The 19,412-nt window shown below is 68.4% G+C and carries 19 protein-coding genes; 13 read left to right on the top strand and 6 right to left on the bottom strand.

The genetic code is table 11. The annotated features are described in order from the left end of the window. The first annotated feature begins 121 nt into the window (after window positions 1-121). The 11 genes from mreC to lipA all read left to right on the top strand — a co-directional run bounded on the left by mreC (window position 122) and on the right by lipA (window position 10,724). Entirely contained in the window at window positions 122-1,006 is an 885-nt protein-coding gene (gene mreC / locus MVF76_RS03350) for a rod shape-determining protein MreC (protein ID WP_297527374.1), read from the top strand. After that, window positions 1,003-1,494, top strand: a complete 492-nt coding sequence (gene mreD / locus MVF76_RS03355; RefSeq protein WP_297527375.1) for a rod shape-determining protein MreD — start codon at window positions 1,003-1,005, stop codon at window positions 1,492-1,494. Before mreC ends, mreD begins: the two co-directional genes overlap by 4 nt. Before the next feature lie 9 nt (window positions 1,495-1,503). Next, window positions 1,504-3,411: a penicillin-binding protein 2 gene (gene mrdA, locus MVF76_RS03360; protein WP_297527376.1), complete on the top strand. Its 1,908-nt coding sequence runs from the start codon at window positions 1,504-1,506 to the stop codon at window positions 3,409-3,411. Between the two features lie 17 nt (window positions 3,412-3,428). After that, complete coding sequence (gene rodA / locus MVF76_RS03365) at window positions 3,429-4,541, top strand: rod shape-determining protein RodA (RefSeq protein WP_297527377.1); 1,113 nt, start codon at window positions 3,429-3,431, stop codon at window positions 4,539-4,541. Between the two features lie 17 nt (window positions 4,542-4,558). Further along, complete coding sequence (gene mltB / locus MVF76_RS03370; RefSeq protein WP_297527378.1) at window positions 4,559-5,554, top strand: lytic murein transglycosylase B; 996 nt, start codon at window positions 4,559-4,561, stop codon at window positions 5,552-5,554. Window positions 5,555-5,606: 52 nt separating this feature from the next. Beyond that, the gene (locus tag MVF76_RS03375; protein ID WP_297527379.1) at window positions 5,607-6,434 is read left to right on the top strand and encodes a septal ring lytic transglycosylase RlpA family protein; all 828 of its coding nucleotides are present in this window, start codon (window positions 5,607-5,609) and stop codon (window positions 6,432-6,434) included. Between the two features lie 89 nt (window positions 6,435-6,523). Next, complete coding sequence (locus MVF76_RS03380) at window positions 6,524-7,660, top strand: D-alanyl-D-alanine carboxypeptidase family protein (protein WP_297527380.1); 1,137 nt, start codon at window positions 6,524-6,526, stop codon at window positions 7,658-7,660. A 98-nt stretch (window positions 7,661-7,758) separates the two neighbouring features. Continuing rightward, window positions 7,759-8,625, top strand: a complete 867-nt coding sequence (locus MVF76_RS03385; protein ID WP_297527381.1) for a D-amino acid aminotransferase — start codon at window positions 7,759-7,761, stop codon at window positions 8,623-8,625. Between the two features lie 70 nt (window positions 8,626-8,695). Next, complete coding sequence (locus MVF76_RS03390) at window positions 8,696-8,962, top strand: YbeD family protein (protein WP_297527382.1); 267 nt, start codon at window positions 8,696-8,698, stop codon at window positions 8,960-8,962. Between the two features lie 4 nt (window positions 8,963-8,966). Then, a complete protein-coding gene (lipB, locus tag MVF76_RS03395; protein WP_297527383.1) occupies window positions 8,967-9,605 on the top strand; it encodes a lipoyl(octanoyl) transferase LipB in 639 nt (212 codons plus the stop codon). A 174-nt stretch (window positions 9,606-9,779) separates the two neighbouring features. Beyond that, on the top strand, window positions 9,780-10,724 hold the full coding sequence (gene lipA, locus MVF76_RS03400) for a lipoyl synthase (protein ID WP_297527384.1): 945 nt from the start codon (window positions 9,780-9,782) through the stop codon (window positions 10,722-10,724). Between the two features lie 220 nt (window positions 10,725-10,944). Here lipA and MVF76_RS03405 read toward each other — a convergent pair whose 3' ends face one another. Further along, the gene (locus tag MVF76_RS03405; RefSeq protein WP_297527385.1) at window positions 10,945-12,003 is read right to left on the bottom strand and encodes a hypothetical protein; all 1,059 of its coding nucleotides are present in this window, start codon (window positions 12,001-12,003) and stop codon (window positions 10,945-10,947) included. Beyond that, window positions 12,004-13,047, bottom strand: a complete 1,044-nt coding sequence (locus MVF76_RS03410) for a M14 family metallopeptidase (protein ID WP_297527386.1) — start codon at window positions 13,045-13,047, stop codon at window positions 12,004-12,006. 124 nt (window positions 13,048-13,171) lie between these two features. Between MVF76_RS03410 and MVF76_RS03415 the strand changes: the two genes are divergently transcribed. Together MVF76_RS03415 and MVF76_RS03420 are read left to right on the top strand one after the other, a co-directional pair. Further along, window positions 13,172-13,870 (top strand): peroxiredoxin-like family protein, encoded by a 699-nt coding sequence (locus tag MVF76_RS03415; protein WP_297527387.1) that lies wholly within the window; start codon window positions 13,172-13,174, stop codon window positions 13,868-13,870. 58 nt (window positions 13,871-13,928) lie between these two features. After that, complete coding sequence (locus tag MVF76_RS03420; RefSeq protein ID WP_297527388.1) at window positions 13,929-14,846, top strand: ion transporter; 918 nt, start codon at window positions 13,929-13,931, stop codon at window positions 14,844-14,846. Window positions 14,847-14,905: 59 nt separating this feature from the next. Here the strand turns inward: MVF76_RS03420 and MVF76_RS03425 are convergent, their stop codons facing one another. The 4 genes from MVF76_RS03425 to MVF76_RS03440 all read right to left on the bottom strand — a co-directional run. Next, window positions 14,906-16,336, bottom strand: coding sequence for a glutamate--cysteine ligase (locus MVF76_RS03425; protein ID WP_297527389.1), 1,431 nt, complete (start codon window positions 16,334-16,336; stop codon window positions 14,906-14,908). A gap of 110 nt (window positions 16,337-16,446) precedes the next feature. Continuing rightward, window positions 16,447-17,142 (bottom strand): N-acetylmuramate alpha-1-phosphate uridylyltransferase MurU, encoded by a 696-nt coding sequence (murU, locus tag MVF76_RS03430; RefSeq protein WP_297527390.1) that lies wholly within the window; start codon window positions 17,140-17,142, stop codon window positions 16,447-16,449. A 44-nt stretch (window positions 17,143-17,186) separates the two neighbouring features. Beyond that, entirely contained in the window at window positions 17,187-18,197 is a 1,011-nt protein-coding gene (locus MVF76_RS03435) for an aminoglycoside phosphotransferase family protein (RefSeq protein WP_297527391.1), read from the bottom strand. Beyond that, on the bottom strand, window positions 18,187-19,412 hold a 1,226-nt coding region (locus tag MVF76_RS03440), incomplete at its 5' end, for an efflux RND transporter permease subunit (protein WP_297527392.1). The genes MVF76_RS03440 and MVF76_RS03435, both read right to left, overlap by 11 nt.

Here is a 19,412-nt window from a genome sequence, read left to right on the forward strand (position 1 = left end):
GTATGGACATGCGCCCCATCTCTACCCCCTATAATGGGGCGCATGTCCATACCGACCTGGCGAGGCCCATCATCCGACGACGCCCGAACAGCCCTGCCCGGCCCCGTGCCGGAGTCCTGACATGAGCAAGCTGCTCTTCACCCGCGGACCCTCGCTCACCATCCGGCTGGCGCTCGTCATGCTGGCCTCGGTGATACTGATGACGGTCGACCACCGCCAGAATCACCTCGATGGCCTGCGCAGCGCGCTGTCGGTGCTGGTCTACCCCCTTCAGTTGCTGGTCGATCTGCCGGAAAGCGCCGGCGGCTGGTTCCGCGAGACCCTGGCCAGCCGCCGGGCACTGGCCGAGGAAAACGCGCGTCTGCGCACCGAACACCTGATCCTCAAGGCCCAGCTGCAGAAGCTCGAGGCGCTGGAGGCGGAGAACCTGCGCCTGCGCGAACTGCTGGATTCCTCCTTCAAGGTGGGCGAGCGGGTCCTGATCGCCGAGCTGCTGTCGGTGGATCTGGACCCCTGGCGCCACCAGATCCTGATCAACAAGGGCAGCCGCGACGGGGTGTTCGTGGGCCAGCCGCTGCTGGACGCCCAGGGTGTGGTCGGGCAGGTGATTGCCGTCACGCCCTTCACCGCCACCGCCATGCTCATCACCGACCCGGCGCATGCGTTGCCGGTACAGGTGAACCGCAGCGGCCTGCGCTCGGTGGCGCTGGGCATCGGCTCGCTGGAACGGCTGTCGCTGCCGCACATCCCCAACAGCGCGGACATTGCGGCCGGCGATCTGCTGGTGACCTCGGGTCTGGGCGGCCGCTTCCCGCCCGGCTATCCGGTGGCCCGGGTCGAGGCGGTCACCCGCGATCCGGGCCAGAGCTTTGCGCGCATCTACGCCCGCCCGCTGGCCGAACTGGACCGCGCCCGCGAGGTGCTGCTGGTGTGGACCCGGGAACGGGCGGGGGGCGAAGCGACCGACGCGGCGGAGGCGGCCGACGAGGGAGCACCCGCACCATGAATACCCTCGCCCATCGCCATGGCGGCGGCGTCATCCTGTTCACCCTGCTGGCGGCCTTCGTGCTGGCCATCGTCCCGCTGCCGGAGGCGGCCCGCATCTATCGCCCCGACTGGGTGCTGCTGGTCCTGCTGTACTGGGCGCTGGCGCTGCCCCACCGGGTCGGCGTAGGCGTGGCCTGGCTGGCGGGCCTGGTGCAGGACGTGCTGACCGGCACCCTGCTGGGCCAGCACGCGCTGGCCTATGCGGTGACCATCTACCTCATCATCAAGCTCCACCAGCGCATCCGCCTCTACCCACTGTGGCAGCAGTCGCTGTCGCTGCTGGTGCTGCTGGCACTGGCGCAACTGATCGTGCTCTGGATCAACGGCATCGTTGGCCGCCCCGTCCATTCCTGGCTGTACTGGATGCCCTCGCTGCTGGGCGCCCTGGTCTGGCCGCCGCTGTTCCTGCTGTTGCGCAACCTGCGCCGCGCCTTCCGCGTCTCCTGATTGCCGCCCATGGCACGCCGCATCACCCTCAAGGACGACCTGCTGGAACGGCGGCTGTTCATGAACCGCGCCGTGACGGCACTGGCAGGCGCGGTGGTACTGCTGCTGGTGCTGGTCGGGCGGCTGATCCAGCTACAGGTGCTGGCCCACGACCACTATGCCACCCTGTCCGAGGACAACCGGGTCAAGATCGAGCCCATCCCCCCCAATCGCGGCCTGATCCTCGACCGCAACGGCGTGCTGCTGGCGCAGAACCTGCCCGCTTTCCGGCTGGAGGTGATTCCGGAACAGGTGCCCGACCTGGACGCCACCCTCGCCGAACTGGGCAAGCTGGTGGCGCTGCGACCCTCGGACCTCGAACGCTTCGGGAAGCTGCGCAAGCGCATGCACAGGTTCGAGGGTATTCCGCTGCGGCTGCACCTCAGTGACGAGGAAGTGGCGCGCTTCGCCATCAATCGTCACCGATTCCCCGGCGTGGAGATCCAGGCCGGCCTCACCCGCCACTATCCGCTGGGCAGCCACGCGGCGCACGCCGTGGGCTACGTCGGCCGCATCAACGAGGATGACCTGCAGACCCTCGACACCGCCAACTACCGCGGCACCACCCACACCGGCAAGGTCGGCATTGAAAAAACCTACGAGGACCTGCTGCACGGCACGGTCGGCTACCAGGAGGTCGAGACCAATGCCCAGGGCCGCACGCTGCGGGTATTGCGCCGCGAGCCCCCCGTCGCCGGCAGCGATCTCTACCTGACCCTGGACGCGCGGCTGCAGTCGGCCGTAGAGCGCGCGCTGGGCAACTACAACGGCGCAGCGGTGGTCATGGACCCCCGCGACGGCGCGGTGCTGGCGCTGGTCAGCCTGCCCAGCTATGACCCCAACCCCTTCGTCAAGGGCATCGAGTACGACGAATACCAGGCCCTGCAGCAGGATCCCGACCGACCGCTGTTCAATCGCGCCCTGCGCGGGCAGTATCCGCCCGGCTCGACCATCAAGCCCTTCGTCGGTCTCGCCGGCCTGGAACTGGGCATCACCCATGCCGGCAGCAGGACCTACTGCCCCGGCTACTACCAGCTGCCCGGCAAGGCGCGCAAGTACCGCGACTGGAAGCGTGGCGGCCACGGCATGGTGGACCTGACCGACGCCATCGCCCAGTCCTGCGATGTCTACTTCTACGACCTGGCCCGCTCGCTGGGCATCGACCGCATGCACGACTATCTGGACCAGTTCGGCTTCGGCCGCCTCACCGGCATCGACATTCTCGGCGAGCTGCCGGGGCTGCTGCCTTCCACCGAGTGGAAGCGGCGCACCCGCAAGGAACCCTGGTTTCCGGGCGAGACCCTGATTGCCGGCATCGGCCAGGGCTTCGATCTGGCGACGCCGCTGCAGCTTGCCAGCGCCACTGCGGCACTGGCTCGCTACGGCGAGGTCCACCGGCCCCACCTGGTGCAGGCGACGCGCGCACCCGAATCGGATGCCATCGAGGCGCTGTTCCGGCCGGAGCCACGGCACATTCCCATCATCGACCGCGGCCACTGGGACACCACCATCCAGGCCATGATCGAAGTGGTCCACGGCCGGCGGGGCACTGCGCGGCGCATCGCTGAAGGCCTCGACTATCGCATCGCCGGCAAGACCGGCACGGCGCAGGTTTTCGGGCTGGCCCAGGAAGAGGAATACGAGGCCGAGGAGATCGCGGAAAAGCTGCGCGACCACGCCCTGTTCATCGCCTTCGCCCCGGCCGAGCGGCCCGAGGTGGCGGTGGCGGTGGTGGTGGAGAATGGCGGCTCCGGCGGCGCCGTGGCCGCGCCCATCGCGCGCGAGATACTGGATGCCTGGTTCGAACTGCATCCCCGCGAAACCGGCGGCCACGACGCGGGAGGCGGCGGGTCCGGCCACGCCCCTTCGGACACCTGAAACGGCAAAGGCAGCACATGGAACTCAACCCCGGCTCCGGCACCCGACGCACCTTTCTCCAGCGCCTGCACCTGGACGGCCTGCTGCTGGCCGGCCTGCTGGTGCTCTCGGGCATCGGCCTGGTCATCCTGTACAGTGCCGCGGGCCAGAGCGAGGCCATTCTGGAGCGACAACTGGTACGGCTGGCGCTGGCCTATGGTGCCCTGTTCGTGGTGGCCCAGATCCCGCCCTCGCTGCTGTTTCGCTGGTCACCCTGGCTGTATGGCGCGGGCATCGGCCTGCTGGTCGCGGTGCTGGTGATGGGGGACATCGGCAAGGGCGCGCAGCGCTGGCTGGACCTGGGCGTCGTCCGCTTCCAGCCCTCGGAGATGATGAAGCTGGCGGTGCCCATGATGCTGGCCTGGTATCTCGCTGACGCGCGCCTGCCGCCGGATGGCCGCAGGCTGCTGGTCTCGGCCGCGCTCATCGCCGTGCCCACCCTGCTGATTGCCCGCCAGCCCGACCTCGGCACCTCGCTGCTGATCGCCAGCACCGGCTTCTTCGTGCTGTTCCTGGCCGGGCTGTCCTGGCGACTGCTGGGCGCCTTCGCGGTAGTGGCTGCAGCCTCCCTGCCGGTACTCTGGCACTTCATGCACGACTATCAGCGCCAGCGCGTGCTCACCTTCCTCAATCCCGAGGCCGACCCCCTCGGTGCCGGCTACCACATCATCCAGTCCAAGATCGCCATCGGCTCCGGCGGCCTGTACGGCAAGGGTTGGCTCAACGGCTCACAGTCGCAGCTCGAATTCCTTCCGGAGAGCTCGACCGATTTCATCTTTGCCGTACTGGGCGAGGAATTCGGCCTGATCGGCATCCTGCTGGTACTGCTGGTGTACCTGTTCATCCTGCTGCGCTGCGTTGCCATCGCCACCCAGGCCCAGGATACCTTCACCCGGCTGCTGGCCGGCAGCCTGGCGCTCACCTTTTTCGTCTACCTGATCGTCAACACCGGCATGGTCACCGGCCTGCTGCCGGTGGTCGGCCTGCCGCTGCCGCTGATCAGTTACGGTGGCACCTCGATGGTGACCCTGATGGCGGGCTTCGGTATGCTCATGTCCATTCACACCCACCGCAAGCTGCTGCCGGGATGAGGCAGGGAAACGCCACCATGACATCACGCACCCTGATTGCCGGCCTGTTCGCCCTGCTGGCCCTGGGCGCCCGCGCCGGCGACTTCAGCGACGACCCGGCGGCACGCGCCTTCATCGATCGCATGGTGAAGGTCCACGGCCTGGATCGCACCGAGGTGACCGCGCTGATCGACGCGGCGCAACGCAAGGACAGCATCCTCAGCGCCATCTCGCGGCCGGCCGAGGCCAAGCCCTGGCACGAATACCGCCCCATCTTCGTCAACCGTGCCCGCATCGACGGCGGCCTCGCCTACTGGGACACCCACGAGGCCCTGCTCGACCGGGTCGCCGAACGGCTGCAGGTGGATCCGGCCTACATCGTTGCCATCGTCGGCGTGGAAACCCGTTACGGCCAGCATGCCGGGCGCTTCCGGGTACTGGATGCGCTGGCCACGCTGGCCTTCGCCTATCCGCCACGCAGCCGTTTCTTCACGGGCGAACTGGAGCAGTTCCTGCTGCTCACGCGCGAGGAGCGGGTCGATCCGCGCGAGGCACTGGGTTCCTACGCCGGCGCCATGGGCCACGGCCAGTTCATCCCCAGCAGCTACCGCCGCTACGCCATCGATTTCGACGGCGACGGCCGCCGGGATCTGTGGCACTCCGATCCCGACATCCTGGGCAGCGTGGCCAATTATCTCAAGGTGCATGGCTGGGAATACGGCGGTCCGGTGGCGGTGCGCGCGCGTCTCGAGGGCGAGCGCCCGGGCGAACTGCTGGCGGCCGGCCTGAAGCCGCATCTGCCCGCCGCCCGGCTGGCGGAGTGGGGCGTGATACCGGAGACCCCGCTGGCGGACGACCGTCCGGTGGGCCTGATCGAACTGGCCGGCGCCGACGGCCCCGAGTACTGGGTCACCTGCAACAACTTCCACGTCGTCACCCGCTACAACCGCAGCCCGCTCTACGCCATGGCCGTGCACCAACTGGCGCAGGCGATTGCCGCAGAACAGGCAAACCGTGACACCTTCGCGGAATAGCAGACGACGGCAAGACCCTTGGATTTTTCGCAAACCGGGCGATAATCAGGGCATGGGCAGCCTGTTTCGCAACTCTCTGCCGGTCTTGCTGGTGGCCATGCTCGCCGGCTGTGGTGGGGGCAGTCATGTCACCCGCGACGGCGCGCCGCGGCAGCCGGTGGATGTCTCCCGGATCCCCGATGCGGTGCCGCAGGTGGTACCCCGCAGCCGCTACGGCAACCCCGACTCCTACGTGGTCCGCGGCAAGCGCTACTACGTCATGGATTCGGCGGCGGGCTATGTCGAGCGCGGCATTGCCTCCTGGTACGGTACCAAGTTCCATGGCCGGCGTACCTCCAGCGGCGAACCCTACGACATGTACGCCATGACCGCGGCGCACAAGACCCTGCCGCTGCCGACCTGGGTGCGGGTGACCAACCTGCGCAACGGCCGCTCGGTGGTGGTCAAGGTCAACGACCGTGGCCCCTTCCATCACAACCGCATCATCGACCTCTCCTACGCCGCCGCGGTGAAGCTGGGCATCCAGCGCCATGGCACCGGGCTGGTGGAGGTGCGCGCCCTGGACCCGCGCCGGCCCGAGTCCGTCACCCGGGTGGCGACGCGTCCCGAGCCCGCCCTGCCTGACCCGCCGACAATCGGCAACGCGGAACTCTGGCTGCAGGTCGGCGCCTTCTCCAGCCGCTACAACGCCGAGCGCCTGGGCGACCGTCTGCGCCAGGCGGCCCTGCCCGGGGGGGTGCACATCAGCGCCGGCTACAGTCGCCAGCAGCCGGTATTCCGCGTCCGCATCGGTCCGCTTTCCAATGTCGAGGAGGCCGACCGGGTCAGCGAACGGCTGGCCGCCTTCGGCATCCGCGACCCGCACGTGGTGATCGACTGATCATTTCGTCACGGGCGTTGAAAATGCCGCCCGTGACGCCGACAATGTCGCCCTGTTCCCGCAAACCCTTCTGATATCCGGACATGCCCATGCGTTCCATTCTGCTGTCGTGCCTGTGGCTGCTCGCCAGCGCCGCACTCGCCGCCCCCCTGCCCGTGCCCAGGGCTCCGGATGTGGGCGCCCGCGGCTACATTCTCGAGGACTTCCACAGCGGCCGCGTACTCGCCGAGAAGGCCGCCGACGAACGCATGGAGCCGGCCAGCATCACCAAGCTGATGGCTGCCTATGTGATCTTCAAGGAACTGGCCGCCGGCTCGCTCAACCTGGACGACGAGGTCACGGTCAGTGAGCGCGCCTGGCGCATGCCCGGCTCGCGCATGTTCATCGAGGTCGGCAAGAAGGTGCCGGTGCGCGACCTGCTCAAGGGCATGATCATCCAGAGCGGCAACGATGCCACCGTCGCCCTGGCCCAGCACGTCGCCGGCAGCGAGGCCACCTTCGCCGAATACATGAACCGCTACGCCCGGGAACTGGGCCTGGCCGGCAGCCACTTCACCAACGCCACCGGGCTCCCGGACCCGAATCACTACATGACCGCCCGCGACATCGCGAAACTGGCCCGGGCGCTGATCCGCGAGTTCCCCGAGTACTACGCCTGGTATTCGGAAAAGTCCTTCACCTGGAACGGCATCACCCAGCAGAACCGCAACCGGCTGCTGTGGCGCGACCCTTCGGTGGACGGCATCAAGACCGGTCACACCGAGTCGGCCGGTTACTGCCTGGTCACCTCGGCCGAGCGCGAGGGCATGCGGCTGATCTCGGTGGTGCTGGGCACCGCCAGCGAGGAGGCGCGCGCCAATGCCTCGCAGGCCCTGCTCAACTACGGCTTTCGCTTCTTCGAGACCCACAGGCTCTACGATGCCGGCACCCGCCTGACCGAGGCACGGGTATGGAAGGGCGAGCGCGAACAGTTGCCGCTGGGTCTGGCCGAGACGCTCTACATCACCATCCCGCGCGGGCGCTACAAGGACCTCGATGCCACGATGCAGCTGCCGGGCCGGCTCGTCGCACCCGTCACCGAAGGCACGCCCTACGGCAGCGTGCAGATCCGGCTGGATGGTGAACTGGTGGCAGAGGCGCCACTGGTGGCGCTGGAGTCCATCGGCGAGGGCTCGTTGTGGCAGCGGCTGCGCGACGAGGCACTGCTGTACGTCGAAGACTGGTGAGACGCAAGGGGCGGGCGCACGCAATGGCCAGCAAGCCCCCGGCTTCCACTCCTGACTCCTGAGTCCTGACTCCTGACCCCCGGCTTCCCACCCCCACCATGACCGACGTCTATCTGAACGGCCAGTTCCTGCCCCTCGACGAGGCCTGCATCCCGGTGCTGGACCGCGGCTTCCTGTTCGGCGACGGCGTCTACGAAGTCATCCCGGCCTATGGCCGCCGCCTGTTCCGCCTGCACGAACACCTGCAGCGGCTCCAGCGCAGCCTGAGCGAGGTGCGCATTCCCGAACCGCTCGACGAGACCGGCTGGGCCGGGGTGCTGCAACGCCTGGTGGATCGCAACGAGGGCGAGGACCAGTCGGTCTATCTGCAGGTGACCCGTGGCGTGCTGCCGAAACGTGACCACGCCTTCGGCGGCCAGGACATCCACCCCACGGTGTTCGCCATGAGCACGCCGCTGAACCCGCCCGATCCGGCCATCGCCGAACAGGGTGTCGCCGCCGTCACCCTCGACGACATCCGCTGGCAGTCCTGCCACATCAAGGCCATCACCCTGCTGCCCAACGTGCTGCTGCGCCAGCAGGCCATCGATGCCGGCGCCGCCGAGGCCATCCTGATCCGTCAGGGCCAGGCCACCGAGGGGGCGGCCAGCAACCTGTTCGTGGTTCGCGACGGGGTGATCGAGACGCCGCCCAAGGGTCCGCTGCTGCTGCCGGGCATCACCCGCGACCTGGTGCTGGAGCTGGCCACGGCACAGGGGTTGCCGGCCCGCGAGGCGGACATCCCCGTGGAACGGCTGCGTGATGCCGACGAGGTCTGGCTCACCAGCTCCACCCGCGAGATCGTGCCGGTCACCCGACTCGACGGTGTGCCGGTCGGCGACGGCCAGCCCGGCCCGGTTTTCCGCCGGATGCACCGCCTCTACCAGGACTACAAGGACGCCGTGCGCCGCGGGGAGGCCGACTGACGCCCCCACAAACCCCGATGGGAACCGGGTTTCGTGGATTTCGCGGATGCCGCGGCGATATCATGCCCGCATGAACGACACCGACGAGCTGTTCGATTTCCCCTGCGATTTTCCGGTCAAGGTGATGGGCCGGCAGGACGCGTCCTTCGAGGCCCATGTGGTGATGATCGCCCGCCGCCACTTCCCCGATCTCGGCGAGGGCGCCGTGCGTTCGCGCGCCAGCCGCAACGGCAACTACCTGGCCGTGACCGTCACCGTGCGCGCCGAGAACCGGGCCCAGCTCGATGCCTTCTACCGCGAGCTGACCGCCGATGCCGCGGTGCTGATGGTGCTCTGACCCCATGTCCCGGCCCCCGCCCCTGCGGCTGCGCCGGCCGGGCCGGGCGGCCTACGAACCGACCTGGCGCGCCATGCAGGACTTCACCGCAGAGCGCACCCCGGACACCCCGGACCAGCTCTGGCTGCTCGAACACCCGCCGGTCTACACCCTCGGCCTGAATGCCAAGCCCGAGCACCTGCTCGATCCCGGCAACATCCCCGTGGTCGCCATCGACCGTGGCGGCCAGGTGACCTACCACGGCCCCGGCCAGCTGGTGGCCTATACCCTGTTCGACATCGGCCGCCGCGGCATGGGCGTGCAGACCCTGGTCCGCGAGCTCGAACAGGCCGTCATCGACCTGCTGGCCGAGGCCGGCGTCACCGCCCGTGCCCGCCGCGACGCCCCCGGTGTCTATGTCGACGACGCCAAGATCGCCGCTCTCGGCCTGCGCGTGAAGCGTGGCCGCAGTTACCATGGTCTCGCCCTCAACGTCGATCTCGACCTCGAGCCCTTCAGCCGCATCAACCCCTGCGGCCACCCCGGCATGGCCGTCACCCGCCTCGCCGATCTGGGCATCGGCTACGATGTCGAGGCAGCCGGCACGCGGCTTGCGCGGCACCTGGCGGAACGACTCGGTTACCGGCTGGAGACGGTCGAGTGACGGAGCAAGGAGTCAGGAGTCTAACCCGGGAGCGCCCAGCGCAACGCTCACGCCTCACGCCTGACCCCTGACTTCTCCGCCAATTCCCCCCTGATTTCCCACGAAATCCACGCCGCACTCGCCGCCGGCGAGGGCGCCAGCTAAACTATGCCCCCCATCGCACGGAACCTCCTCATGTCCGATTCCGACCTCAAGCACCAGCGCGGCGCGGCCAAGACGGCGCGCATCCCGGTCAAGATCGAGCCGACGGTGCGGCCGCCGCGCAAGCCGCACTGGATCCGGGCCCGCTCGCCCGCCAGCCCCGAAGTGCAGCGCCTGAAGCGGGTGCTGCGCGAGGCGCGGCTGCACACGGTCTGCGAGGAGGCCTCCTGCCCCAACCTCGGCGAATGCTTCGGCCATGGCACCGCGACCTTCATGATCATGGGCGACATCTGCACCCGCCGCTGTCCCTTCTGCGACGTGGCCCATGGCCGTCCCGATCCGCTGGATGCCGACGAGCCGTTCAACCTGGCGCGCACCATTCGTGCCATGGGGCTGAACTACGTGGTCATCACCTCGGTGGACCGGGACGATCTGCGCGACGGCGGCGCCGCCCATTTCGTGGCCTGCATCCAGGCGGTGCGCGAGCACAGCCCGGAGACCCGCATCGAGGTGCTGGTGCCGGACTTCCGCGGCCGCATGGACCGGGCACTCGATATCTTCCGCGCCGCGCCGCCGGACGTGTTCAACCACAACCTGGAAACGGTGCCCCGCCTGTACCGCAAGGCGCGCCCGGGCGCCGACTATGCCTGGTCGCTGAAACTGCTCCAGCGTTTTCGTGAAGCGCACCCCGGCGTGCCGACCAAGTCGGGCCTGATGCTGGGTATCGGCGAAACCCTGGAGGAAGTCGAGGCGGTGATGCGCGACCTGCGCGCCCACGATGTGGACATGCTCACCCTCGGCCAGTACCTGCAGCCCAGCCTGCACCACCTGCCGGTGGAACGCTTCGTCACCCCCGAGGAATTCGACGCCCTGGCCGACACCGCCCGCGACCTTGGCTTCCAGCAGGTGGCCAGCGGCCCCATGGTGCGCTCCTCCTACCACGCCGACCAGCAGGCCGCCGGGCTGGCCGGCGATTGAGCGACATCAAGAACGCCACGGAATCCACCGAATCCACGGAATAATGTGATGGTGCACGTGTAGCCCGGATGCAGGCGGCACGCTGGAATCCGGGCTTCATGGCATCCATTTCCCCGGATTACGTTGCACTTCATCCGGGCTGCTTCGCCGGACCATTGTTCCTTTCGGTGGGTTCGGTGGATTCAGTGGCACTCTTCGCCCTTCGATCGAACCACCGCACTCAACCCTGCAGCAACCGCGCCACGGCCATGGCCGCGCCGGTCGCCGGAACGGGCTCGAAGCGCTGACCGGCGACGGCAGCCAGCGCGGCGTCGATGCGGCCGGCCTCGAGATCCGCGGTTTCGATGCGCGCGAGACGCCCCACCCGTGCCAGCCAACCCGCCAGCACCGGTTCCTCCGGCCAGTCGTCGCGCGGGGCGTGGATCATGGGTACACCGTTGCAGGCGCATTCCGCCACCGTACCGTAGCCCAGCTTGCCGACGAGGGCATCGCTGCTGGCGAGGACATCGATGAAGGGCATGCCCAGCCGCCCCAGCGGGATGATGTCTTCGCGCACCGCGCCCCATTCGTCCGGCACCAGCAGTACCCGGTCCGCGCGTCGCGGCCAGTCGGTCACGGACAGGCGTCCGGCGACACCGCCCAGCGCCACCAGCAGCAGTTGCCGGCCGGAAGTGCCGAAGGCGGCGTCGATCTCGGTGCGCCGGTTGCGGCCGATGCGCGCCAGCGGTCCGATGGTCTGGAGGTTGTCCAGCCAGGGCATGGGCATGTGCGGCTCGGGCGCCAGAAAGCACCGGGCGCTGAGGTAGTCCGCGCGCATGGCCGCCAGCAGTTCCTGTGCCTCGGGGCGAGCGGAGAAATAGTGGTCGTAGATGTCGGCCCAGTTGAGCGAACAGAGCGCGAGTGCGGGAATGCCCCGTTCTGCCGCGGCACGCAGCGGCAGCCAGGGAACATCGCACAGCACGCGGTCGGGGCGGACGCGCGCCAGCAGCGCCCCCAGACGCGACAGCGCCCGATCCCGCTGCGCATGCAGACCCGCGTAGTCGCGCGCACTGGCCTCGAGATCGAGATGCAGCGCCGAGTGCATGCGCATCCCGAAGTCACTGCTGCCGGGATGCAGCTCGAAGGCTACGGGAATGCGACTTTCGAGGAAGGCACGCGGCACATCCGTGTGCAGATGCAGTTCGAGGTCCGGACAGCGGGCGGCCAGCGCCTCCAGCACCACCGCGACCTGCGCGGCGTGCCCGTAACCGTGGGGGGTGATGGCAACCAGCAGGCGCATTCAGGGCAGCGCCTCGTCGGGCGCGACCAGTTCGTAACGCTCCATCAGGTAGCCCAGGCAGTCCTGGCGCACCACCCGTTCATCCAGGGTGAACATGGACGGCATGACTGCCCGCCGGGTGCGCAGCTCGCCCTGCTCGACGGCGAAATAGTCCGCCACCCGGTCGCGGCCCCGCTCGTCCCAGGCCTGCAGACAGTCCAGCCGACCGCCCCGAACCCGCGCCAGGCAGGTGCCGGGCGGCAGTTCGCGAAAGTTCATGCGGTCGAGGTCCGGCAGAAAGTCGAGGTCGGCGCCGGCATCGCTGCCGCCGAAACCGAAGCGGCACTCCTCGGCGACCTTGAGGATGAGCACGGTGTGGAACAGGTCGATGTCGTGCAGGGCAACGGGGTGCACCGGGATATCCGAGAGGTGCAGCGCGGCATCGAGGAACGCGCGCACATGCTCGGTACCATGGGGCTGCCCCGGCTTGCCGCATTCCACCGTGACCGAAGGACACAGGTTGCCCATGGCCATGGCGGCCACGCCGCGCGGGCGGGTGAAATACACCACCGTGCGCGAGAACAGCGTGGCCAGGTGCAGGTAGCGATGATCGATGCGGTTGACGCAGGCGTAATGGGGATTGGTGCCGGTATTGTTGTGCACGTCGATGGCGGCGAAGGGATGACGCCCTTCCATCTCTCTGACCACCGCCGCCATCAGCGCGTGCTCGGGCGTGCCCGCGCCCTCACCCCCGGGCCAGACCCGGTTGTAGTCGGGCTGCCCTTCCAGCCGCCGCAGGCCCGCGGCAGCAGCCGCAACATTGCCGAAGAAGATGCTGAGCGCCCGCGGCAGCTCGCGGTCCCGATAGTCGCGCAGCACCGCCTGCAGGGCAAGAAAGCCGGTGGTTTCGTTGCCGTGCAGCAACACCGAGACGAACAGCGGCTCGGGGCGGCGGCCGGGCAGATGCAGCAGCGTTGGCCCGCCCAGCAGCGACTGCAGGTTCTCCGGTGCGGCATCCAGCAGCCCTTCGGGCACGGCATCGAGTTGTTGCAGGCCTGTTTTCACACGACATCCCGTCCACAGAGGCCGCTCATGTTACCCCAGCCCCGGGCCGCTGCCGACCGCTGCCATTCGGCGCGGGCGCACGTTATCATGAGCGGGCGTCGCGCAGCACCGCGGGGAGACAAGCATGCCGTCCGATATCCACATCAGCGCCCACGGCGCACAGGCGCCCGACAGCCTGCAGGCGGAACTGGACGCCCTGTACAAGCGCTTCGTGCGCGAGGCGCCGGCGGCCGTCACCGAGGCCATCCGTGAGGCAATGAAGCAGATGGCCGACTCGGGCGTGGCGGAAACCTGCCTGCGCGAGGGCATGCGCCCCCTGGATTTCAGCCTGCCCGACCAGCACCGGCAGATGGTGACGCTGTCGGAACTGCTGGCGCAGGGCCCGGTGGTGATCTCCTTCTTCCGCGGCGGCTGGTGCCCCTACTGCAGCCTGGAACTCAAGCATCTGCAACAGATCGATCCGCAGATCCGCGCCCTGAGGGCCCGCCTGATCGCCCTGTCGCCGCAGACCATCGAGCAGAACCGGGAAACGGCAGACCGCCTGGGCATCGAGTTCCCGCTGCTCTCCGACGGCGGCAACCGGGTGGCGTCACTGTTCGGCCTGGTGTTCGACCTGCCGGAGATGCTGCGCCCCATCTATCGCAACTACGGTATCGACCTGCCGCAGTTCAACGATACGGACGGGTACGAACTGCCCATAGCGGCAACCTACGTGCTCGACGAAACCGGGCTGATCCGGCTGGCCTTCGCCGACACCGACTATACGCGGCGCCTGGAACCGCGGGAGGTCCTCGACTGCCTGGCCGGCCTGCGCACCGGATGACACCTTGAGCAGCCCACACCGACACCGAAAGGCCGCCGCACGGAGACTTCGCCGCCGCGTGTACCGGCTACTGGAGCCGGCGCCGGGCGCGCGGGGCGCCGCACGCTGGGTGACACTCGCCATCGTGACCCTGGTGCTGCTCAATGTTCTGGCCAACATCCTGGCATCGATAGATGCCGTCTATGCCGCCTACGGGGAACCGCTGTTCGCCTTCGAGGTCTTCTCCACCCTGGCCTTCACCCTGGAATACGGTTTACGGCTCTGGTCCAGCGTAGAGTCACCCGACCCCCGATTCCACTCGCCGATACTGGGGCGACTGCGCTTCGCCGCCACGCCGATGCTGATCATCGACCTGATTGCCATCCTGCCCTTCTATCTGCTCGTCTGGACCCAGGTGGACCTGCTGTTCCTGCGTGTATTCCGGCTGTTCCGCATCTTCAAGCTCACCCGCTACTCCCCGGCCATGACCCTGCTCATGACCGTCCTGCGGCGCGAGGCGCGTGCCTTCGGTGCGGCCGGTTTCATTCTTCTGGTCGTGCTCATCTTCGCGGCCAGCGGCATGTATCTGGTTGAACACGAGGCACAACCGGAGGCCTTCGGCAGCATTCCCGCAGCCATGTGGTGGGCGGTCGCCACCCTGACCACGGTGGGCTATGGCGACGTCACCCCCATCACCCCCTGGGGCAAGTTCTTCGGCGCCACCATCACCATCATCGGTGTCGGCATGGTGGCACTGCCTGCCGGTATCCTGGCCTCGGCCTTTTCCGACGAATTGCGTCGCCGTCGCGAGGAGTACCTGGTCGAGGTGGAGGAGGCCCTGGAGGACGGCCGCCTCAGTCGCGGCGAGCGACGCAAGCTCACCAGCATGCGCAAGGCGCTGGGCCTGGACCGGGAGGAGGCCGAGCGCCTGCTCAGGCTGGCGGAAGAGGAGAAGGTGAAGGTGTGCCCGCACTGCGGAGAACCGCTGGATGGCTGACCCGCATGTTGCACCAGGGGCTGCGGATGATGGCGGATTTGCAGCGGGCTCGGGGCGCTTCAGAGCGGCCAGCCGTGCACGGGCTCGCCGCTTTCCTGGCGGGCGAGACAGGCCTCGACCAGCCCATGCCAGTCACGACCGTGGCGCGCCACCCACGCCCGCTGCCAGGCAGCCCCGTTGCGGCCGCTCGCCGCGCGCGCCGCGATGATGTCCAGGTAACGCTCGCTGTCCGTGGCATCGATGCCGAGCTGTTCCAGACCGGCACGTGCTGCGGGGACCAGTCGTGTCCCGATCAGCTCGGCGAGCCGGCCGCGGCGCCCGTCCAGCCAGACGATGTTTGCCTCCAGACCCTCGCGGGCGGCGGCGTAGAAGTTGTCGCGCGCCGTGGCGAAGGGTAGCAGGGTTTCCGGGGCCGGCTCCTGGCCGCCGAAATGCGCCATCAGCCCGAAGAAGAAGGCAGCGTTGGCCATCAGGTCGGGCACCGAGGGACCGCCCGGCAGGACGCGGTGCTCGATGCGCAGATGCGGCGTGCCGTCCTCGTCGAATCCCAGCAGCGGCCGGTTCCAGCGCCAGATGGTGCCGTTGTGCAGGCGCAGGTGCGGCAGGGTTTCCGGCCGGTCCAGCGCCACCGGCAACAGCGGCGGGAAGTGTTCGAGATTCTCCTCGAAACACTCCAGCAACGACTCGCGGGCATAGCCGGTCCCGAAGGACACCCTGTGCACCGGACCCTGCGCGGCACCGGCGTAACCGCCGACCTCCACACTCTGCTCGAACAGGGGGATGCGCGTTTCCGCCCAGAGGTCATGGCCGAACAGGAAGGGCGAGTTGGCGCCGACACCCACCAGCGGCGCCGACAGGATCTGGGCGAGGTTGTACAGGCGCACGGCACGCGCCGGAGGGACCTTGAGATGGATCTGGAAAGAGGTGGTCGCGGACTCCAGCATCACGTCGCGGTGTTCGGTGACCAGATGCTCGACACCGAGGATGTCCAGATGCAGGGGGCGGCCCTGGCGCTGGCGGAAGACCTGCTCGTTCAGCGCGCGGTAGCGCTCCGAGGGCGACATGTTGGCGGCATGGAGCTGTGCCTCACGCAGGGTGGGCAGGATGCCCACCATCATCAGCCGCGCATCCAGGCCGGCCGCCGCGGTGGCGCAACGCGCCCAGGTATCGGCCAGTTCCTGGTGCAGCAGGGACAGTGCCGCGCCCTGCAGGTACTGCGGATGACCGTTCAGCTCGATGTTGAAGCGCGCCAGTTCCGGCACCACCAGCGGATCCTGCAGCGCGGCCAGCAGGGCCTCGTTGACCGGCGCCGGATCCCCCCTGCCGTCCACCAGCCAGGCCTCCAGCTCGTAGCCGCCCACCGGGGCGCGGGTCGAGAAACGGCGTTGGCGGAACCACTGCGCCAGGGTTTCCGTCTCCGCCGCCAACCGCTCGCGGAAGGCCCGGAAGTCCTGTTCGCTGAAACGACTGTCGGGGATCTCCTGGCCCATGCGCCTTGTCTCAGCCAGGGATAGAAGGGTGACGGGCACAAAGCGTCATTGTCAAACCCCCCTGGACTCCCGAATAACTCTCTGTCTTTGTTGATGCTGCAGCAAGACAGTCACCGTTCGGCTGGTGAAATATCCGGGCTCGTTTCCCCAAGCCGCCGGCGCAACTGCACCAGGCGTTCGGGCGTACCGACATCGATCCAGTCGCCATGGTGGTGCCAGCCGGTCACCTGTCCCGCTGCCATCGCGTTGCGCAGCAGCGGCGCCAGCGGGAAACGGCCAGGGCGACAGCCCGCGAACAGCTCGGGTCGATAGACACCGATACCGCCAAAGGTGAGCCGGGGGCTGTCCTCGGCATGGACACGGCCGGCGGCGTCGAGGTGAAAGTCGCCCTCGGGGTGATGCGGCGGATTGTCCACCAGCATGAGATGCGCGAGGCCTTCGGGCGCGGCGGCCAGCGCTGCGTAGTCGACATCGGCCCAGACATCGCCGTTGATGACCAGAAACGGCGCCTCGCCCAGCAGCGGCAGCGCCTGCAGGATGCCACCGCCGGTCTCCAGCGCACCCTCGGGCTCGGGCGAATAGCGGATACGAACACCGAAGCGGCTGCCGTCGCCGAGGGTGGCCTCGATCTGTGCGCCGAGATGGGCATGGTTGATGACCAGCTCGCGGATGCCGGCCACGGCCAGCGCCCGCAAATGATGCACGATCAGCGGCTGGCCGCCCGCTTCCAGCAGCGGCTTGGGCGTGCGGTCGGTCAGGGGCCGCATGCGTTCGCCGCGCCCGGCGGCCAGGATCATGGCTTTCATGGCGGCACGATACTCGACCCCACCACGCCAGAACAACCGCGCATTCAGCGCCCCCGCAGTTCGGCAAGCTTCGGCAGCACCTCGTCGGCCACGAAACCGGCCAGCCGCGCCAGCTCCGGATAGCGCGCACCCACCTCGGCCACATAGCCCAGCGTGCGGGGGATGTCGGCCAGGTAGCCGGGCTTGCCGTCGCGCAGGTCCAGCCGGGCGAAGATGCCCGCGGCCTTCAGATGGCGCTGGATGCCCATCAGATCGAACCAGCGCAGGAAGCCGGTCTCGTCGGTGATGCCATCGCGGAGGATGCCCGCCTGCAACGCCTGCTCGAAGTAGCCGACGGCCCAGGCCTCGACCTGCGCCCGCGGCCAGCGGATGTAGCAGTCGCGCAGCAGGGACACCAGGTCGTAGGTGACCGGGCCGATGACCGCATCCTGGAAATCGAGGATGCCCGGGTTATTGTGCTCGACGACCATCAGGTTGCGGGAGTGATAGTCGCGGTGCACGCACACCTGTGGCTGCTCCAGGCCGTTGGCGACCAGCCGGTCGAAGGCGGACGCGAGCAGCTCGCCGGTCGCGCCGTCGGTGTCGATGCCCAGCTTGCGGGCCAGCAACCAGTCGCTGAACAGCGCCAGCTCGCCGCGCAAGAGGGCCTCGTCGTAGGGCGGCAGCTCGCCGGGACCGGGGCCACGGGCCTGGATGACGCGCAGCGCCGCCATGGCGTCGCCATACAGGCGATCCGCGGAGGCATCGTCCAGCGCATCGAGATAGGGGCGGCTGCCCAGATCGGACAACAGCGCAAAGCCCCGTTCGGGATCGGCGGCGATCACCTCCGGCACATGCACGCCGATCGCGCCCAGCCGGCGGGCAACATCGAGAAAGGCGGTCAGGGGCTCGCGCTCGGGGGGCGAGTCCATCAGTATCCAGCTGCGCCCACCGTCCCGTGCGCGGAAATAGCGGCGAAAGCTGGCATCCGCAGAGGCAGGCGCCACGTCCAGCGACGCGATATCCAGTTGCGCCTGCGCCCAGCGGGCGAGGGCCGCGAGTCGTTCATCCGTCATGTCGGTTCCCCGGATCGCTGCCGGGCAGCCAGGGCATCCGCGCCCTGAGCCGTGCGCGCAGATCATCGGCAATGAGATAGAAGGCCGGCACCGCCACCAGGATCAGCACGGTGGCGAACAGCAGCCCGAAGCCCAGACTGACCGCCATGGGCGACAGGAAGGCGGTCTGTCCGGTGGCGAAGAATATCAGCGGCGAGATGCCCAGGAAGGTGGTGATGCTGGTGAGCAGGATGGGGCGGATGCGCACCCGGCCGGCCGCCATCATGGCATCGATGCGCGACCGGCCCTCGCGGCGCATGCGCTTGGCGAAGTCCACCAGGATCAGCGAATCGTTGACCACGATGCCGGTCAGTGCCAGGAAGCCGATCATGGACAGGAACTGCAGCTTGTAGCCGAACAGGGCATGACCGAACACCACGCCGATCAGGCCGAAGGGGATGGCGAACATGACCACCAGCGGGTCCAGCAGTGAATTGAACAGGGCCGCCAGAATGAAGAAGATGATGGCCAGCGAGATCACCAGCGCGCGCCGGGCATCGGCCATGGAGTCCGCCGCCGCCTTCTTCTCGCCGAGGAACAGCAGCTCGAAAGGCGCTTCCTCGCCATAGTCGAACACCTTGCGGATCTGCTCGCTGACCGCCAGCGCCGTGGTCACCTCGCTGTCGACCTCGGCGGTCACGGTGGCCAGCCGACGGCCATCGCGTCGCGAAATGGTGGCCAGGCCACGTCCCGGCTCGATGTCTGCCACCTCGCCCAGATACACCAGCCGGCCGTCGGCCAGCACCAGCGGCAGCTGCGCCAGTCCGGCGCGACCGCGCACGCTGTCGGGATAGATGAGGCGCACCGGAATGCGCGCGTCGCCGTGGGTGACCTGGGTGACCTCCTGGCCCAGGAAGCCGGTGCGCACGGCCTCGGCCAGCGCCTGCTGGGTCAGGCCCAGCTCGCGGCCGCGATCGTTCAGGCGATACCGGTATTCCAGCTTGCCCACGTCCAGGTCCTGGCGCACATCGTAGACGCCGGGCAGCCGCCGCAGGTAGTCCCTCAGGCGTTCCGCCTCGATGCGCAGGTCGGCAATGTCCTCGCCAAGGATGCCGACCTCGATGTCGGAACCGGCCGGGCCACCCTGCGGGCGCAGTATGGACATGCGCCGGATGCCCGGCACCCGCGCGATGCGATCCCGGATATCGTTGATGATGGCCTCGGTGGGGCGGGTGC

The organism is Thiohalobacter sp., from assembly GCF_027000115.1.
Classification (GTDB): Bacteria; Pseudomonadota; Gammaproteobacteria; order Thiohalobacterales; family Thiohalobacteraceae; genus JALTON01.

What these genes read in the sequence shown, in the direction of transcription:
- mreC (WP_297527374.1), top strand. Translation starts at nt 122, where the DNA reads ATGAGCAAGCTGCTCTTCACCCGCGGACCCTCGCTCACCATCCGGCTG.
- mreD (WP_297527375.1), top strand. Translation starts at nt 1,003, where the DNA reads ATGAATACCCTCGCCCATCGCCATGGCGGCGGCGTCATCCTGTTCACC.
- mrdA (WP_297527376.1), top strand. Translation starts at nt 1,504, where the DNA reads ATGGCACGCCGCATCACCCTCAAGGACGACCTGCTGGAACGGCGGCTG.
- rodA (WP_297527377.1), top strand. Translation starts at nt 3,429, where the DNA reads ATGGAACTCAACCCCGGCTCCGGCACCCGACGCACCTTTCTCCAGCGC.
- mltB (WP_297527378.1), top strand. Translation starts at nt 4,559, where the DNA reads ATGACATCACGCACCCTGATTGCCGGCCTGTTCGCCCTGCTGGCCCTG.
- MVF76_RS03375 (WP_297527379.1), top strand. Translation starts at nt 5,607, where the DNA reads ATGGGCAGCCTGTTTCGCAACTCTCTGCCGGTCTTGCTGGTGGCCATG.
- MVF76_RS03380 (WP_297527380.1), top strand. Translation starts at nt 6,524, where the DNA reads ATGCGTTCCATTCTGCTGTCGTGCCTGTGGCTGCTCGCCAGCGCCGCA.
- MVF76_RS03385 (WP_297527381.1), top strand. Translation starts at nt 7,759, where the DNA reads ATGACCGACGTCTATCTGAACGGCCAGTTCCTGCCCCTCGACGAGGCC.
- MVF76_RS03390 (WP_297527382.1), top strand. Translation starts at nt 8,696, where the DNA reads ATGAACGACACCGACGAGCTGTTCGATTTCCCCTGCGATTTTCCGGTC.
- lipB (WP_297527383.1), top strand. Translation starts at nt 8,967, where the DNA reads ATGTCCCGGCCCCCGCCCCTGCGGCTGCGCCGGCCGGGCCGGGCGGCC.
- lipA (WP_297527384.1), top strand. Translation starts at nt 9,780, where the DNA reads ATGTCCGATTCCGACCTCAAGCACCAGCGCGGCGCGGCCAAGACGGCG.
- MVF76_RS03405 (WP_297527385.1), bottom strand. Translation starts at nt 12,003, where the DNA reads ATGCGCCTGCTGGTTGCCATCACCCCCCACGGTTACGGGCACGCCGCG.
- MVF76_RS03415 (WP_297527387.1), top strand. Translation starts at nt 13,172, where the DNA reads ATGCCGTCCGATATCCACATCAGCGCCCACGGCGCACAGGCGCCCGAC.
- MVF76_RS03425 (WP_297527389.1), bottom strand. Translation starts at nt 16,336, where the DNA reads ATGGGCCAGGAGATCCCCGACAGTCGTTTCAGCGAACAGGACTTCCGG.
- murU (WP_297527390.1), bottom strand. Translation starts at nt 17,142, where the DNA reads ATGAAAGCCATGATCCTGGCCGCCGGGCGCGGCGAACGCATGCGGCCC.
- MVF76_RS03435 (WP_297527391.1), bottom strand. Translation starts at nt 18,197, where the DNA reads ATGACGGATGAACGACTCGCGGCCCTCGCCCGCTGGGCGCAGGCGCAA.